Source organism: Salinivibrio sp. ML290 (assembly GCF_001995695.1).
Classification (GTDB): domain Bacteria; phylum Pseudomonadota; class Gammaproteobacteria; order Enterobacterales; family Vibrionaceae; genus Salinivibrio; species Salinivibrio siamensis.
This window is the reverse complement of record NZ_MUEY01000008.1, coordinates 60,609-77,412: the sequence shown is the minus strand read 5'-3', so window position 1 is coordinate 77,412 and position 16,804 is coordinate 60,609. Positions and strand designations below refer to the sequence as shown.

General features: G+C 52.0%; 18 protein-coding genes. 14 read left to right on the top strand and 4 right to left on the bottom strand.

Annotated features, from left to right (window positions below):
* Positions 1-300 (top strand): putative signal transducing protein, encoded by a 300-nt coding sequence (locus BZG23_RS09335; protein ID WP_077606773.1) that lies wholly within the window; start codon positions 1-3, stop codon positions 298-300.
* 3 nt (positions 301-303) lie between these two features.
* On the opposite strand, the gene BZG23_RS09330 is transcribed toward BZG23_RS09335, so the two are convergent.
* Together BZG23_RS09330 and rsmD are read right to left on the bottom strand one after the other, a co-directional pair.
* The gene (locus BZG23_RS09330) at positions 304-570 is read right to left on the bottom strand and encodes a DUF1145 domain-containing protein (RefSeq protein ID WP_046074561.1); all 267 of its coding nucleotides are present in this window, start codon (positions 568-570) and stop codon (positions 304-306) included.
* A gap of 10 nt (positions 571-580) precedes the next feature.
* Positions 581-1,192 carry a 16S rRNA (guanine(966)-N(2))-methyltransferase RsmD gene (rsmD, locus tag BZG23_RS09325; protein WP_077606772.1) on the bottom strand — a complete coding sequence of 204 codons (612 nt, stop codon included), beginning with the start codon at positions 1,190-1,192 and terminating at the stop codon, positions 581-583.
* Positions 1,193-1,279: 87 nt separating this feature from the next.
* Here rsmD and ftsY point away from each other — a divergent pair, with 87 nt between their 5' ends.
* The 8 genes from ftsY to BZG23_RS09285 all read left to right on the top strand — a co-directional run bounded on the left by ftsY (position 1,280) and on the right by BZG23_RS09285 (position 9,116).
* Positions 1,280-2,524, top strand: coding sequence for a signal recognition particle-docking protein FtsY (gene ftsY, locus BZG23_RS09320; RefSeq protein ID WP_077606771.1), 1,245 nt, complete (start codon positions 1,280-1,282; stop codon positions 2,522-2,524).
* Positions 2,525-2,526: 2 nt separating this feature from the next.
* Positions 2,527-3,195, top strand: a complete 669-nt coding sequence (gene ftsE / locus BZG23_RS09315) for a cell division ATP-binding protein FtsE (RefSeq protein ID WP_046074629.1) — start codon at positions 2,527-2,529, stop codon at positions 3,193-3,195.
* A complete protein-coding gene (gene ftsX / locus BZG23_RS09310; RefSeq protein ID WP_077606770.1) occupies positions 3,188-4,126 on the top strand; it encodes a permease-like cell division protein FtsX in 939 nt (312 codons plus the stop codon). The genes ftsE and ftsX overlap by 8 nt, the downstream gene beginning before the upstream one ends.
* 133 nt (positions 4,127-4,259) lie before the next feature.
* Positions 4,260-5,111 (top strand): RNA polymerase sigma factor RpoH, encoded by an 852-nt coding sequence (gene rpoH / locus BZG23_RS09305; RefSeq protein WP_369795704.1) that lies wholly within the window; start codon positions 4,260-4,262, stop codon positions 5,109-5,111.
* A gap of 319 nt (positions 5,112-5,430) precedes the next feature.
* Positions 5,431-5,769 (top strand): thiosulfate sulfurtransferase GlpE, encoded by a 339-nt coding sequence (gene glpE / locus BZG23_RS09300; protein ID WP_046074632.1) that lies wholly within the window; start codon positions 5,431-5,433, stop codon positions 5,767-5,769.
* Between the two features lie 20 nt (positions 5,770-5,789).
* Positions 5,790-6,620 (top strand): rhomboid family intramembrane serine protease GlpG, encoded by an 831-nt coding sequence (gene glpG / locus BZG23_RS09295; RefSeq protein WP_077606769.1) that lies wholly within the window; start codon positions 5,790-5,792, stop codon positions 6,618-6,620.
* A gap of 252 nt (positions 6,621-6,872) precedes the next feature.
* The gene (glpT, locus tag BZG23_RS09290; RefSeq protein WP_046074634.1) at positions 6,873-8,234 is read left to right on the top strand and encodes a glycerol-3-phosphate transporter; all 1,362 of its coding nucleotides are present in this window, start codon (positions 6,873-6,875) and stop codon (positions 8,232-8,234) included.
* A gap of 87 nt (positions 8,235-8,321) precedes the next feature.
* On the top strand, positions 8,322-9,116 hold the full coding sequence (locus tag BZG23_RS09285) for a DeoR/GlpR family transcriptional regulator (RefSeq protein ID WP_046074811.1): 795 nt from the start codon (positions 8,322-8,324) through the stop codon (positions 9,114-9,116).
* Here BZG23_RS09285 and BZG23_RS09280 read toward each other — a convergent pair whose 3' ends face one another.
* Positions 9,117-9,533, bottom strand: coding sequence for a flagellar basal body-associated protein FliL (locus tag BZG23_RS09280; protein ID WP_046074635.1), 417 nt, complete (start codon positions 9,531-9,533; stop codon positions 9,117-9,119).
* A 157-nt stretch (positions 9,534-9,690) separates the two neighbouring features.
* On the opposite strand from BZG23_RS09280, the gene BZG23_RS09275 reads away from it, so the two are divergent.
* Together BZG23_RS09275 and ubiA are read left to right on the top strand one after the other, a co-directional pair.
* Entirely contained in the window at positions 9,691-10,233 is a 543-nt protein-coding gene (locus BZG23_RS09275) for a chorismate lyase (protein WP_046074636.1), read from the top strand.
* Positions 10,230-11,084 (top strand): 4-hydroxybenzoate octaprenyltransferase, encoded by an 855-nt coding sequence (gene ubiA / locus BZG23_RS09270; RefSeq protein WP_077606768.1) that lies wholly within the window; start codon positions 10,230-10,232, stop codon positions 11,082-11,084. Before BZG23_RS09275 ends, ubiA begins: the two co-directional genes overlap by 4 nt.
* Before the next feature lie 86 nt (positions 11,085-11,170).
* On the opposite strand, the gene plsB is transcribed toward ubiA, so the two are convergent.
* Positions 11,171-13,621 carry a glycerol-3-phosphate 1-O-acyltransferase PlsB gene (gene plsB / locus BZG23_RS09265; RefSeq protein ID WP_077606767.1) on the bottom strand — a complete coding sequence of 817 codons (2,451 nt, stop codon included), beginning with the start codon at positions 13,619-13,621 and terminating at the stop codon, positions 11,171-11,173.
* Between the two features lie 213 nt (positions 13,622-13,834).
* Here plsB and lexA point away from each other — a divergent pair, with 213 nt between their 5' ends.
* From lexA to coxB, 3 genes are all read left to right on the top strand, one after another.
* Positions 13,835-14,461 (top strand): transcriptional repressor LexA, encoded by a 627-nt coding sequence (gene lexA, locus BZG23_RS09260; RefSeq protein ID WP_077456800.1) that lies wholly within the window; start codon positions 13,835-13,837, stop codon positions 14,459-14,461.
* A 120-nt stretch (positions 14,462-14,581) separates the two neighbouring features.
* Entirely contained in the window at positions 14,582-15,376 is a 795-nt protein-coding gene (locus BZG23_RS09255) for a class I SAM-dependent methyltransferase (protein ID WP_327294138.1), read from the top strand.
* A 310-nt stretch (positions 15,377-15,686) separates the two neighbouring features.
* Positions 15,687-16,796 (top strand): cytochrome c oxidase subunit II, encoded by a 1,110-nt coding sequence (gene coxB / locus BZG23_RS09250; protein ID WP_077667401.1) that lies wholly within the window; start codon positions 15,687-15,689, stop codon positions 16,794-16,796.
* Positions 16,797-16,804 lie beyond the last annotated feature (8 nt).

Below are 16,804 nucleotides of genomic sequence, written 5' to 3'. Positions count from 1 at the left end.
ATGGAAAAAGTCTATCACGCGATGAACACCTTGGAGGCGCACAGCTTAAAAGGCCTGTTATCCAGCCATCGTATTGATTGTGTATTGAAAGGCGAAGCGCTGAGTGCGGCAGTGGGCGAGTTACCCACTGATGTGCAAGGCGTAACCTTATGGGTTGCCCCAGAAAATGTCGCTCAAGCAAGGCAATTACTGCAGGCGTATGAAGAGCAAAGCGAGACACACTGGGTATGCCAGTACTGTGGAGAAGAGAACGCCGGCAGCTTTGAACTATGCTGGCAATGCCAGCATAGTCGTGAATGACACTTACATCATATGCTTGCGGCGAATATCGAGCAGCGCAAAAATCCCAAAAATCAGGATTGACCATTTTTCCCAGCGCGTCATGGTAATTTTGTCGCCAAATGCTCCCAAGAAAATCAGCATTTGTAGCCCATGCATCACCAACAAAAAGCCGGTCATGATATAGAGCGCCATGGCGGCCACCCCTGGAAACGGGTGAACGATATTGGCCAGTAAGACAATCCAAACAAAGGCGATGGCCGCTTTGGCGAGTAGAATTAGTCCTTTCATAGTGTGTCTCTTACGTTTGGTCGTTGAAATATAGACGGAAGTTGACTTGTCCGGCACGTTTTTCACGATGACAGTGCCAGTTTCCTGGGACGTGATAATCATCCAGCTCACTTTCCGCTTCAACGTAAATACATGCCCCAGGTGCGAGCCATCCGTTGTTTGCGAGCGCAGCCAAGGTGTCGTTAAGCAACCCTTGATGAAACGGGGGATCGACAAAGACCACATCGAATGGGCCGTTTTGCGGTGGCGCGGCGAGTAGAGTCAGTGCATCTGTGCTATCTACTTGCGCATTCTCTGCGCCAAGCTGATCGAGGTTATCTCGAAGTTGTTTGGCCGCTACGGGGTTTTTTTCGCAAAACTGCGTCCAAGTCGCGCCGCGAGAGAGCGCTTCAAAGCCCAGTCCACCACTGCCCGCAAACACATCCAAGCAGCGCGCTCCCGGAAGATGGGGCGCCAGCCAATTAAATACGGTTTCTTTCACCCGGTCGGTAGTGGGGCGTAACCCCTGTGCGTCTTGCACGACAAGCTTACGGCCACGCCAGCGGCCAGCAATGATACGAACAGCTCCAGCCCCACGGGAAGCGTGAGCTGATGAAGATTTGCGGTTGGCGCGTTTAACCATAGATTTTTTGACCGTAAAGAAGGTGATAGACTATGCCGATTCGGTATTGAGCCGCTGATTGTATCAAGCATGCTTTAGGATTTGCCAATGGCAGAAAAAAAGAAACGTGGATTTATGTCATGGTTGGGTCTGGGTCGGAAAAAAGACCAGACACAGCCTGAACCAGAACAAGCGTCACCAACGACTGCGCCAGACGTGGCGGAAGAGACGGCAGAGTCAACCACATCGGTAGAAACACCGATTGATGAGGCGAACTCGCAACAACCAGAGCCAGAGCCAGAGCCAGAGCCAGAGCCAGAGCCAGAGCCAGAGCCAGAGCCAGAGCCAGAGCCAGAGCCAGAGCCAGAGCCAGAGCCAGAGCCAGAGCCAGAGCCACAATCTGCTGCGGTTCGCGAGCGTGAAAGACCGCAACGTGAAGGCTTTTTTGCCCGTCTAAAGCGTGGCCTGCAAAAAACCAAAACCAACTTAGGTTCTGGATTTTTTGGCCTGTTTAGCGGTAAGAAAATCGATGATGACTTATTCGAGGAGCTCGAAGAGCAGCTGCTTATCTCCGATGTGGGGATGGAAGCGACCACTAAAATCATCGATAACCTGACCGATAAAGCCAGTCGCCGCGAGCTGAAAGATGGCGAAGCCTTGTATGGCATTCTTAAACAAGAAATGGCGCAGATGCTGGAAAAGGTCGAGCAACCGTTGGTGCTGACTGACCAAAAGCCTTACGTGATCTTAATGGTCGGGGTCAATGGAGTGGGCAAGACGACCACCATCGGCAAATTAGCACGCCAGTTCCAAGATCAAGGTAAATCTGTGATGCTGGCTGCCGGTGATACCTTCCGTGCGGCCGCGGTCGAGCAACTGCAAGCTTGGGGCGAACGCAATCAGGTGCCTGTGGTCGCGCAACACACGGGTGCAGACAGTGCTTCTGTGCTGTATGACGCGATTGAAGCGGCGAAAGCGCGTAACGTCGATGTGGTGATTGCGGATACCGCCGGGCGCTTGCAAAACAAAGCCAACTTAATGGAAGAGCTGCGCAAGATTGTGCGCGTGATGCAAAAGCTGGATGTGGGGGCCCCACATGAAGTGATGCTGACACTGGATGCCGGTACCGGGCAAAACGCCATTAGCCAAGCGAAATTGTTCAATGAAATTGCACCGATAACGGGGATTACGCTGACAAAATTAGACGGCACTGCCAAAGGCGGGGTGATTTTTGCTGTGGCAGAACAATTTAATATTCCGATTCGCTATATTGGTGTCGGTGAAGGCATTGAAGATTTACGCACCTTTAACGCCAACGACTTTATCGAGGCGCTCTTTAGCCGGGAGGAATAACCGTGATTCAGTTTCAGCAGGTAAGCAAAGCCTATCGGGGTGGCCGTCAGGCGCTGCAAAAAGTCAGCTTTGAGCTTCCCAAAGGGGATATGGCGTTGTTAACCGGCCATTCTGGCGCCGGGAAAAGTACGCTGCTGAAACTGATCTGCGCCATTGAACGCCCCAGTGATGGGCAGATTTACTTCAATGGCCATGATATTTCCCGCATTCCGCGCCAAGACATTCCGTTTCTACGGCGCCATTTAGGGATTATTTTTCAGGATCATAACCTGCTGATGGACGCGACTGTCTACGAGAATGTGGCGTTACCGCTGCGAATTGAGCAGCAGCCAGAGGGTGAAATCAAAAAACGCGTGTCTGCGGCGTTAGATAAAGTRGGGCTGTTGGATAAAGCGCGTTGTTTCCCGATTCAATTATCAGGCGGGGAGCAGCAGCGCGTTGGGATTGCCCGGGCGGTGGTCAATCGCCCGCAAGTCCTGTTGGCGGACGAGCCAACGGGGAATCTCGATGCCGCGTTATCAGCGCAAATCATGGAGCTGTTTCGCCTGTTCAACCAAGTGGGCGTGACCATTCTTATGGCGACCCATGACACCAGCTTGCTTGAGCAGTACCGCCACCTTAGGCGGTTTGATCTCCAGCAAGGCAGTTTGGCGGAGGTCAGTCATGGCTGAATCTTTTATGCAGACGCAAAAGCGTCATGCCTCCACTGCTTGGCGAGATCTGTTTCAACGCCCGATGGGGAATCTACTCACCTTGATGGTGTTAGCAGTTGCACTTTCCTTACCCGCGACCTTCTACTTATTGGCCAAGAATGTGGTAGCAGTGAGCGCGCAGTGGCATAGTCCTGCTGAGCTCAATGTGTTCTTAACCCCGGATCAATCGTCGCAGCAAGGTGAAGCACTGGCTAAGCAGCTGGGGGAGTGGCCCGCCATTGATAGCATTGAATACATCTCGCCTGACCAAGGTATGGCGTCGCTAAAACAGCAGCGAGGCTTTAATCAAGCGGTGAGCTTGTTAGATAATAATCCACTGCCTGCTGTGTTGGTGGTGGTGCCTGACGTGACCCCCGCAGATGGAGAAGACGCCACCTCTTTGACCGCGCGTGTGGAAGCCTTGTCCGACAAGCTTTCGGCACTGGCTGAAGTCGAGGAAGTGCGGTTAGATACTGATTGGCTGGCACGTTTGGACGCGATCAAAACACTGGCCATTACACTTGCTTGGCTTTTTTCCGGGTTGATGTTGGCAGCTGTCGTGCTACTTGTGGGGAATACCTTGCGGTTGCAGGTACTCCATCATCGTGCACGGATCCAAGTGATGAAAATGGTAGGAGCCACCGACCGTTTTATCTTACGGCCTTATCTTTATATGGGCGCATGGTTGGGCGGACTGGCGGCGATCGTCGCGTGGTTACTCACCGGGTTAAACACCTGGTTGATGGATGGGGCGGTGCGGCAATTTGCACAGCTTTATGACAGTCCCTTTACCCTTAGCGGACTCAATTGGGATGAATCTTTGCTATTGTTAATGGGCTCAATCCTACTAGGAGTGTTGGCGGCGTTGCTGGCGACGCGCCGACATTTAAAAGAAATTGAACCTGTGTAGGGTTAATACGGTCATAGACTCACAACAGACAGATAAAGGCTTGCAGTTTGCCCCTGCTTGGGTATATTTTTGCATGCTTAATCAGCAATTCGGTCTTCGACGATTCGGAAACGAGGTTTGAATGACAAAAGAGATGAACGCATTGGCACCGATTGTTCAAGATAACATCGACGGTTATCTGCAAGCGGTAAACAGCCACCCTATGCTCAGCGCTGAAGAGGAGCATTCGCTGGCCGAGCGTCTCCATTATCATGGTGATTTGGAGGCGGCGAAGTCGCTGATCCTATCTCACTTGCGTTTTGTTGTTCATATCGCCCGTGGATACACCGGATACGGTCTCCCGATGGCAGACTTGGTACAAGAAGGCAACATTGGTTTGATGAAGGCGGTGAAGCGCTTCAACCCAGAAGTTGGCGTGCGCCTCGTGTCCTTTGCTGTCCATTGGATCAAAGCTGAAATTCACGAGTACGTATTGCGTAACTGGCGTATCGTTAAAGTGGCAACCACCAAAGCGCAGCGTAAGCTTTTCTTTAACTTGCGTAAAAACAAAAAGCGCTTGGGTTGGTTTAATAACGACGAAGTGAATATGGTCGCAGAGCAACTCGGCGTGGAAGCGTCTGAGGTGCGCGAAATGGAAGCTCGGTTGGCCGCACAGGATGCGACCTTTGAAGCGCCGGCGAATGCCGACGATGAGCGCGAAAGCGGTCCAATGGCCCCTGTCTATTATCTGGAGGACAAAACCTCAGATATTGCCGCGTCGCTAGAGGCGGAAAACTGGGAGTCGCACGCAAACCGCCGATTGGCCAGTGCACTATCCGCATTGGATGAGCGCAGCCAACATATTGTCCGTTCTCGTTGGTTAGACGACAACAAAGCCACGTTGCAAGATCTCGCGGATCATTATCAAGTGTCGGCGGAGCGGATCCGTCAGCTTGAGAAGAACGCGATGAAAAAGCTTAAACAAGCAATGGGTGATGCGCTGTAAGATCGTCTTCGATCAAAGCTGAACCGGCCATGAGGCCGGTTTTTTTATGCCTGTTGTCAGGGAAAAAGAAAAGTGTTGAAGAGGTTATTCACAGCTTATCCTGGATCCTTACTACATCTAGTGGATCGGGTATGACGATCATCGCTTATCAACGCAATCCACACCTTTTTCCACAGTCGACTAAAAAACGAACACTGTTGGCGGGGGGAAGCAGACGTGTGAGATCAAACTCAGGTACAATGCGGACTTGTTTCGAGGAGCTCGTTATCCTCGTGTGACGTCAGCTGGGAATAACTTTGTGAGTGAAGGGGTAAAAGGTATGGATCAGTTTGCACACATCTCTGTGACCGATGCGTGGGAAATGCTGCGTGATGATCAGCAAAATGCAGTATTGGTGGATATTCGCGATCCACAAACGTTTCAGGTTGCGCACCCTCAAGATGCGTATCACCTAACGAACGATACCTTGGTGGCGTTTATGGATCAGGTTGACTTTGATCAGCCGGTGCTGGTGATGTGTTATCACGGGATCAGCAGCCAAGGCGCGGCGCAGTACTTGATCAATCAAGGCTTCGATGCGGTATATAGTGTCGATGGCGGGTTTGAAGCCTGGCAACGTCAAGCCCTTCCCACCGCGTCGGGTATCGATCTTAAATAGGGGCCTCAATAGGACAGCTCATGCAAAAAATCGCGGTACTGCCAAATGCGCGCTTGGCTCAGGCATTTGTCGATTATGCGGCAGCGCATCACGTCACTCTTGAACTCGCCCCTGAGCCGGAAACGCAGGTGGCGATTTGGTTGGTGAACGACAACGATAAAGCCTGGGTGGATAGCGAGCTGGAGCGGTTTATCGCTGACCCCATGCATAGCCGTTATCAAGCGGCGTCTTGGCAGGTGGCAGAAACCCGCCATGCCCGTTTTCACTACCCCTCCTCAGGGTTATGGCAAACGGTCAAAGATAAGTCTGGTCCAGTGACCTTGGCGGTGATGTGCGCCAGTGTGGTGTTGTTTGCGTTGATGACGCTGGGCGGGTTTGAGGTTGTCGTACGCAGCTTACTGTTTCCGGCTGATAGTGGTCAGCGCTGGCAGCTGTGGCGTCTATTCAGCCATGCGCTCCTGCATTTTTCCGCTTTGCATATTATCTTCAACTTACTCTGGTGGTGGGTGCTTGGTGGTCGCATCGAACGCCTCGGCAGTAGCAGTAAGCTGGTTCAAATCTTTTTATTCGCCGCGCTGTTCTCGGGACTCGGTCAGTATTGGTTGGAAGGGCCTTACTTTGGTGGTCTCTCGGGCGTGGTTTACGCGCTGTTAGGCTATTTATGGTGGATGACTTGGCTGGCGCCCTCGCGTGGCCTCACGGTCGAAATGCCATATGTTGTCTTTATGCTGGCGTGGTTGGTGATTGGCTTTTTCCAGCCGATGGGCATGAACATCGCCAATATGGCGCATTTATTTGGTCTGATCATTGGCTGTTTGCTCGCTCTGTGGGACGCGAAACGCCATTCTTAGCGGATCGGTACTTCTGTCTACATCGCATTATCTCTATCGCGTAAAGAAAAAAGAGCAGGTAACTGCTCTTTTTTTGTTCGTAAGCGCAATTTTATTGCGTCAGATCTATGTTTTTATGTTCGCTTTCACGGTTTTTGTTTTCAGTTTGAGTAATTATTCTACCCGTTGAGCGAATACGAAAATTTATTGCTCACTTCTTTGATTTTTATCCTTTTATAAATCCATCGCGTACATCTTACTGAGGACCCTCTCATGTTTGGAATCTTCCGTCCGGCTGCTCACCGGCAAAGATTGCCTCAAGCGCAGATCGGTGACACCTACACTCGACTGCGCTGGCAACTGTTTATCGGGATTTTTATCGGCTATGCCGGCTACTATCTCGTGCGTAAAAACTTTAGCTTGGCCATGCCGTATTTGATTGATGAATATGGCTTTAGTCGTGGTGATTTGGGGGTAGCGCTCGCCGCTGTGTCCATCGCTTACGGCTTATCAAAATTCTTAATGGGCAGTGTCTCTGACCGCTCAAACCCACGTTATTTCCTAAGTGCTGGGCTGTTAATGTCATCGTTGGTGATGTTCAGCTTTGGTTTCCTTCCTTGGACAACCAGCAGCATTACCATCATGTTTATCCTGCTGTTTATCAATGGTTGGGTACAAGGTATGGGCTGGCCTGCCTGTGGGCGCACCATGGTGCACTGGTGGTCACGGAAAGAGCGTGGTGAGCTGGTGTCGGTGTGGAACGTGGCGCATAACGTCGGGGGTGGCTTAATTGGGCCGCTATTCTTGCTCGGCTTGTGGCTGTTTAATGATGACTGGCGTGCGTCTTTTTATGTACCTGCATTTTTTGCCGCATTGGTCGCGGTGTTTATCTGGTTAACGCTACGTGACACCCCACAATCGTGTGGCTTGCCACCGATTGAGGAGTATAAAGACGATTATCCAGAGAACTATGACGAGGAAGCGTTTGAAAAAGAGATGACCGCCAAAGATATCTTCGTCACCTACGTGATGAAGAACCGTTTGCTGTGGTATATCGCGATTGCCAATGCCTTTGTCTATTTGATTCGCTATGGCGTACTCGATTGGGCACCGGTTTATCTTGATGAAGCGAAAGGCTTTACCGTGGATAAATCCTCTTGGGCCTACTTCCTCTATGAATGGGCGGGGATCCCAGGCACCTTATTATGTGGCTGGATGTCTGATAAATTCTTCAAAGGGGCGCGAGCACCTGCCGGTGTGTTGTTTATGGTGCTGGTGACCGTGGCAGTGTTGGTGTACTGGTTTAACCCAGCCGGCAACCCGGGCATCGATATGGTGGCGTTGGTGGCGATTGGTTTCTTGATTTACGGGCCGGTGATGCTGATTGGTCTGTATGCATTGGAGCTGGCACCGAAAAAAGCGGCGGGCACCGCGGCCGGCCTGACCGGTTTATTCGGCTATCTGGGTGGCGCGGTTGTCGCGAACATTGCGCTTGGCTATACCGTCGACCACTTTGGCTGGGATGGTGGCTTTATGCTGCTCACCGGCGGGTGTGGGTTGGCTATCTTCTTCCTGTGTTTGGCATGGGTCGGGGAGCATCGTGTGCGTCGTGACACAGCTGTGCACGCTGTCTAAGTGATCTGTCTTGGCATCGCCTAGTGGCTATGCGTAAACTAGGAAGCCCTCGTGATCGCGGGGGCTTTTTTTGTAAGGGGAGAAGCAGTGAAGCAAAACAAACGTCATCAGCAAATCATTGATCTGGTTAAGTCACAAGGATACGTGAGCACGGAAGACTTGGTTGAGCGCTTCAATGTCAGCCCGCAAACGATTCGACGCGATCTCAATGAATTGGCGGCAGAGAACCACATTCGTCGTCATCATGGTGGCGCGACGGTGCCGTCCAGCTCAGAAAATACCGCGTATGCGACCCGCAAGGTGCTTCAGCAGCAAGAAAAAGACACCATCGCACAGGCCTTGGTCAAACATATTCCTGATGGGGCGACCTTGTTTATCGATATTGGTACCACACCTGAAGCGGTGGCACGTGCGCTACTAGACCATCATAACCTGCGCGTGGTGACCAACAACTTGAATGCGGCCGCGATCTTAATGCCAAAGCAGGACTTTACGGTGATTATTGCGGGCGGCGAGGTACGGAATCGCGATGGGGGGATTGTCGGTGAGGCAACGCTCGACTTTGTCTCTCAGTTTCGGCTCGACTTTGGCATTCTTGGCATCAGTGGTATTGATGATGATGGCTCATTACTCGACTTCGACTACCATGAAGTGCGCGTCAAAAAAGCCATTCTTGATAATAGTCGTTGTGTGATGCTGGCAGCAGACCATACCAAGTTTGGCCGCAATGCCATGGTGAATTTGGGCAATATCACCCAGCTGGATATGGTCTTTACTGACGCAACGCCACCAGCTCAGATCCGTGACATGCTGAGCGCACAGGGAAGCCACCTTGAGGTGATTAGCCACCCTGAGCCCGTCGCTAACGTCACGGCTGAGTGATTATTGATATAAGTATTTTGTGAATAACAGGTCGGTGAGCATGCGGCGATTGGTTTCGGCGAGTAGGTGCTCGTTGACTTTCTCTAAACAGGTTTTGCGAATCGTTTCTCGGCCAGACAACGACTTTATCTGGGTGGCGGTTTGCTGGTTTAGGGTTTCAATAATCACATCGCGGATCAGGGGAGAGTGATACTCCAGCTCACTGACGAGTTTGGGGTTATCGACCATCAACTCGACTTTCACCTTGATAAAACCTAATCGACGGCCTTCGGTGACATAGTTGGTGGTAATCTCAGGCTCTAAGGAAAAGTAACTGTATTTGGGGTTACCCTCACCCTCTTCTTGTGCATGGACGGCGGCACTAAGCCAGAACAACACGCTCAGTACGACCATTAATAGGGGTTGTTTTTTACTCATAGTGACCCAGTTATTCCGTTCATGGTGTGACAGGGATAGGCTGAGCGCATTCTCCAAACGCAACCAGCCTGATACAATTACCAGCCGAGTATAGCAACATTGTCCCCCCCTTAGCGGTAAGGACAGGCGAATTTTGCGCGATGTGGCACAGGAAACAATGTCGGAATTAAATCATACCTATTTAGAAGCGCTGCAAACGGCACGCTGGGAGCGACCAGATATTGCGGCGCTAAAGCGCACCGCAGAAGGCAGTTGGTTACTCGAATCACATTCGATGACAGCAAGGTTGAAGCAGCACTGTCATGACTTTGACGTGGATGTGATTGCCGTTTATCAATTAACCCCAGACAAACTGACCGACAGCGAAGTGGCGCTGATTGGCCAAGAGGCTTGTGTGGTGCGTGAAGTGGTATTAAAAGGCGATGGACTTCCTTGGTTGTGCGCGCGTACCTTGATGCCGGCCTCCACCTTAGAAGGACAAGGGGGACACTTGCATGCCTTGGGAACAGAGCCACTAGGCCAACATGTCTTTAAGCAGCGCGCCTCACGGCGAGATGCGATTGAAACCGCTAATGTGGCGTGCCTGTCCCATCAGTTGCATGCGCGTCGCTCTCGGCTTTGGCTCCACAATCGCCCCATGCTAGTGGCGGAATTATTTCTGCCTAGCTCACCTGTGTATGGAAAGGAGATCCCTGCATGAGCGCAAAACTGGCCGCCTTCGGACAGCTGGCCCGTCTAGACCGGCCCATAGGCACGCTATTGCTGTTATGGCCAACCTTATGGGCCTTGTTTCTCGCTGCCGATGGCATGCCGTCACTGCTAACCCTGGTGGTCTTTGTGCTCGGGGTATATATGATGCGTGCCGCCGGGTGTGTCATTAACGACTATGCGGATCGCCATTTCGATGGCCATGTTAAGCGCACCAAAGACAGGCCCTTACCAGCCGGACGGATCAGCGAAAAAGAAGCGCTCGGCTTTTTTATTATGTTGGTATTCGGTGCGTTTTTGCTGGTGCTCACCCAAAATCGTTTGACCATTCAGCTTTCTTTTGTCGGCGTCGCGCTGGCGTTTATTTATCCTTTTATGAAGCGCTACACCCATCTGCCTCAGTTAGTATTAGGGCTGGCGTTTAGCTGGGCGATCCCCATGGCGTTTGCGGCGGCGCAAAATGCGCTGCCACCAGTGGTTTGGTTGCTGTTTTTCGCCAATATTTGTTGGACCATCGCTTACGACACCTTGTATGCCATGGTCGACAGAGACGATGACGTGAAAATTGGTATCAAATCGACGGCGATTCTATTTGGCCGCTGGGATAAAGCGACGGTGGGTGGCTTACAATTATTAACCCTCGGGCTGCTGATGCTCGCTGGGCAGTGGTTGGCGCTGTCGCCAGCCTATCAGTGGAGCTTATTGGCCGCCTTTGCATTGTTTGTCTATCAGCAATACCTCGCCAGAGAGCGCGAGCGGATGGCGTGCTTTAAAGCCTTTTTGAACAATAACTACGTCGGCCTAGCGATTTTTATTGGTGTATTGTTGGGTGTATACGGGTAGCCGAGTTTGAATAAAGAAAGAGAAGGCGCTTCGTGGTGAAGCGCCTTTTTTTTTGTCAGGAGGGCTGTATGAGTGGGCCGTTTCGCTTAGCGTTTGTCCGCCTTATTCGTGCCTAATGGCTGATTAAGCACTGCTTGAATGGTCAATTGCACCTCGGGGGAAATCAACTCACATACCAGATCGTTGAGCGCGGCGATACGCTCTGCATTGGCCTTGGCATCATCGTCCAAATAGCCTTGCTCGCGCAAGGTGTCGACAAAAATGGTGAACACTCGCTTGTCAAAGAACTCAGGGGCGTTGATCCCATGCAAACGGCTAAGTCGCTGCGCCAGCATCTGGCTGTGTTTTTCCAAATCACGCTTATCAATATGCGGCTGGTGGCTGAATAAGGTGAGTGTAATCGCGTAGCGCTGCAGCGTTTCGGCAATGGTGCGGCCGAGTAATTGCAGCTCACCGAGCTTGGCATTATTCATGGTCACTTTGCCATCGTCACAGCACAGCAGCGACTGGTCGTGCATTGCGTGCAGTAAGGCTTCGAAGTAGCTTTCAAGGCCGGCTTGGTCAAAGCTCATAAAGAGTTCCGCTTTAAGCAAGGGGTACAATTGCTGCACGCAGGCGCGCAAGCCGGATCGGCTAATCGATTTGTGGGTCACCAATATTTGCGCGATCAGCGACGGTAGCGCCACCAGATGAATGACATTGTTGCGATAGTAGGTCATCAAGATCGCTTGCTGGCGATCCAGAGAAATGACTTCACCCATGGTGTCTTTTTCGACCACCAATTTGTTGAGTGATAACGCGTGATCGACCAGATCCGCCGGTGAATCTTGAGGCACACTGCTGCTCGCCGAGTAGGGAGCCTGTGTCAGCAGGGCTTGATACACCCCTAACTGGGCCTCGAGCGCTTCACGGCTTAAGGCACGCTGACGTGAGGCCAGCAACGCGGTGGCGCACAAGTTGAGAGCATTGGTCGCGGCGGCATCGTTGATATGGGTCATTACCTTGGTCGCCAAATCACTGACGACCGGATTCATCCACGCCGGTTTTTGCGGCTCCATCGGGTTAATGTAATCGTGCCAGTCAGGCACCTGCTCATTAAGGTGTTGGTTGAGCGCAATGGGTTCACCAAAGTTCACGTAACCCAAGCCGTAGTTACGCAGCTTACGCACGATCCCTAATACTTGGCCGACGCTTTCTTTCTCTTTGCGCTGGCCTTGGAGCTCTTTGGCGTAAGTGTTGACCTCCATCACGTGCTCATAGCCGATATAGACAGGCACCAAGGTGATAGGGCGTTGTTGGCCGCGAAGCATCGCCTGTAGGGTCATGGCGAGCATCCCGGTTTTCGCTGGCAGTAGGCGGCCTGTACGAGAGCGGCCGCCTTCGGCAAAGTACTCGACCGAGTAGCCACGGGCAAACAGTTCTGCGAGATACTCACGGAATACGGTGGAATACAGGCGATTGCCTTTAAAGCTGCGGCGAATAAAGAAGGCACCACCACGGCGGAATAAGGGGCCGGCCGGGAAGAAGTTGAGGTTCACACCGGCGGCGATATGCGGTGGCACCAAGCCCTCTTTGTATAACACGTATGAAAGTAGCAGGTAATCCATGTGCGAGCGATGGCAGGGCACGTAGACAATCTCGTGGCCATCTTGCGCGAGTTGACGCACACGCTCGGCGTTGTTGACATGAATGCCTTGATAGAGCTTATTCCACAGCCAAGTAAGAATGCGGTCACTGTAACGGATCAAGCGATAGGAAAAGTTGGCGGCGATCTCCTCCATCATATCGACCGCTTCTTTGCGCACTTTGTCTACTGACACATCGCGCGTTTGCGCTTCATCGTGCACCACCTTGTCGATGGCTTTCGACGCAAGCAGCCGCTTAAACAGTAAGCCACGGTTGGGCAAGCGTGGTCCTGAAGCGGCGAGCTTTTGGCGTGAGAAATGGATCATCGCCACGCGCGCCAGTTTATGGGCGATAGCCTGGTCGGTGCCGTGCTTATCGGCCATATAGCGTAGCGATACCGCTTGGCTAAGTCGCACCATGCCATCGCGGCCACGGGTGAGGATGGTCCACAGTTTTTCTGGTCCATTCATCGCCCGCAGAATCGCTTGGTGGCGCTGGGTCTCATTGCCCGGATCGCGCTGCCATAGCACGGAGGCTGGGACGAGCTGGATATCTAATTCGCTATCTTGGCGGTGTAAGTGAAGTAAGTCTTTAAAATGCGCGAGCGAGCGCGCAGGCAGATCGTCATCCCCAGAAAACACCTTGCGTCCGTGGCTAATAAACACGTAGCGCGGCAAAGTGACATCGCCAATGGTCAAGGGCGTTAACGGATCGGGCAACCCCTGGCGTAAGCAGGTGCGCCGTAAGGTTAATAAATCGGTGTGAGACTGAAACGGCAACACATACACAATAGGGCGTGCGAGTGACAGATTAAGCTGTTCGACCGGTTCAGAGGGAATACATTGGGTGTTTACCCAGGCAGAAAGCGGCAAATTCAATAGCTTGTAATAAATCTTTTGCCAGAGAGCCATGATTGTCAGTGCCTCAAATTCAAAATGCGCGCCAAGGATAGCAGAAAAGTGCCGCGAACTTGCAAACAAAGGTCGAGATTTGCCATTAGCCTGCGCGTAATCGACGATATTCGCGATAATGAGATCGGCTTCTCGTGGCGTTAATTAGTGCTTTTCAAGCTGCATTTTACTGGATATACTCACAGTTAACTGTATAAAAAGACAGGTAAGAGCATGAAGCCGTTAACCGCGAGACAGCAACAAATCTTCGATTTGATTAAAGCCCACATTGAAGAAACAGGAATGCCCCCGACCCGTGCCGAAATCGCCCGTCAATTGGGTTTTCGTTCGGCGAATGCCGCAGAGGAGCATTTAAAAGCCTTGGCCCGTAAAGGTGTGTTGGAAATCATTCCAGGGGCATCACGTGGTATTCGTTTGATCAGTGAAGAAGAGGTGGTGACGCCGGAAGAGCAAGGGCTGCCTTTAATTGGGCGTGTTGCTGCCGGTGAGCCGATACTGGCGCAAGAGCACGTCGAAAGCCACTATCAGGTCGATCCTGCTCTGTTCAAGCCCAATGCGGACTTCCTACTTCGTGTCAATGGCATGAGCATGAAAGACATTGGTATTCTCGACGGTGATTTGCTCGCCGTCCACAAAACGCAAGATGTGCATAACGGCCAGGTGGTGGTTGCCCGTGTCGATGATGATGTGACGGTTAAACGGCTTGAGAAGAAAGGCGCACAAGTGGTACTTCATGCTGAAAACGATGAATTTATGCCAATTTCGGTGGATTTGACCGCACAATCGCTGACGATTGAAGGCGTTGCTGTGGGGGTGATCCGCAATACCGACTGGATGTGATCTTGACCGTGGCGGGCGATAGCGTCCGCCATTGGAACGCGGTTAAAAAAACACCTTTGCATTCTTGCTCAGTTAAACGATAATTATTATCATCAGTGATTATCGTGTGTGGAGGTGTCCGTGCGTACACAACAGCATTCTGTTCCCAGTAAGCTATTTAAGCCAATGTGGCTGCGCAGTCGTGAGAGCCTGACTGACGACGGCGTGATCTATGATCCCATGGCGGCGGCTGCCTGCCAGGGGTGCGTGTTGCAGCCTGAATGCGATTGGCACAACCTAGATCAAACCCAGCTTCTCTATGCCACGCTGACCAGTCAATGTGACGCGATTGTAAAACAATTCTTAGCCCAGCATCCCACTGCGTGGATTATTAACGTGGGTGGCGGACTCGATACCCGTTTTTATCGACTAGATAACGGCCGCTGTCGCTGGTTGGAAGTGGACGTAGACGAAACCCTGCTCTGGCGAGAGCGCTTGTTTCATACCAGTGAGCGTTTTCGCATGGTGCAAGGCTCGGTCAAGCAGCTTGATTGGCTGGCGCAGTTGGCGGTGCCGGCAGGTCATCCCACCATGCTGATTTGCGATCAAGCCTTGTTAGAGTGCACTAACCAAGAAATTTCTGCCTTTTGCCACCACATTAGCCGTTATTTTCCTCAACTGGAGGCTTGCTTGGTCTTAGCGGGGGATAAATGTCATACCCGAATGGGTCAAAAACTCGGCTGTGAGCACTATCAACATGGGTTCACCGACCCCAGAATGGCGATTATTAATGCGTTACCTTGGGCGTGTCGCGTGGAAGAAAAATCTCCGCTCGATAAGCCGTGCCCCCGGTGGCGTCTATGGCAGCGTGCACTGGCCGCGATGCCTCGCTATCGCCTCCGCTTTACGCCGGTGGTGCTACATATCGAAATCTGATGCCATGGCGGCCCCCTGCTTACTGTGTTGAGCATCAGTATGTGCTTGGCATCACAATCTTTTTCCCTCTGTTTTTTTGTCCTTTGGGCAAACCTCTCCTAAATTGAATGTAAATAAAACGTTAATGGTTGTGACCAGCTGTATCGAGGTTTTTCCTTAACGACGGCTTGCTGATATCGCTACTCTGACCGCTATAACAGCGTGCGACGTTGATATGTGGCGACAAGCAGTAAGGCTTTGCATTGATGCCGTGAGGCAGGAGGGAGCCGTGCTGAGGCACCAAAGACGAATCCTAGCGCTGAGTTTAACAATGTTCAGTGGCGGTGCAGTAGCCACAGAGCGCGAAGGCTGGAATCTCACCCAAGGGGTGACGGCCATCAGCCAGCAGGTGTATGACCTGCATATGACCATTTTCTACATCTGTGTCGCGATTGGCGTACTGGTGTTTGGGGTGATGTTTTGGGCCATCATCCGTCACCGTAAATCCAAAGGCGCGAAGCCTGCCTCATTTCATGAAAGTACCAAGGTAGAAATTGCGTGGACGCTCGTGCCGTTTTTAATTTTGGTGGGCATGGCGATTCCGGCCACCCAGGTGTTACTCGATATGGAAGACACTACCGAGCCGGAACTCACGGTGCAGGTAACGGGATCACAATGGAAGTGGCATTACCGCTATTTTGACCATGACGTTGCCTTCTTTTCACTGCTTGCCTCAAGTCCTGAACAAATCCGCAATGAGAGACAAAAGCGGGACACTTATTTGCTCGAGGTCGACCAGCCGCTGGTGTTGCCAGTCGGGCGTAAGGTGCGCTTTTTGATTACTTCGCAAGATGTGATTCATTCGTGGTGGGTGCCTGCCTTTGCGGTGAAAAAAGATGCTAACCCCGGCTTTATCAATGAGGCGTGGACCAAAATTGATAAGCCCGGCATTTATCGCGGCCAATGTGCAGAGCTGTGCGGTAAAGACCACGGCTTTATGCCGATTGTGGTGATCGCCAAGCCTCAAGAGGAATTTGATGCTTGGGTGCAAAAAACGGCCCTAGCGCAGCAGAAAGCGCGCGAAGAAGAGCAACGCTTGCTGGACATGGAAATGCCGATGGATGAGCTGATGGCGCTAGGCAAGCAGGTGTATGACAGCCGCTGTGGCATGTGTCACCAAAGCGAAGGACAAGGGATGCCGGGCGTGTTCCCTGCGTTGGCCGGCGCTGAGATTGCCATTCAGCCGGATAGATTGGTCGACCATATCGATATCGTCGTCAACGGTAAGGCAGGCACCGCCATGCAAGCGTTTGGTCCGCAACTGTCGCTCAAAGAATTGGCGGCGGTGGTGACCTACGAGCGCAATGCGTGGGGCAATGACACCGGTGATACCGTACAAGCTGCGCAAATCAACGCGGTGAAGTCAGGTGAAGATCTTTAGGAGCGCGT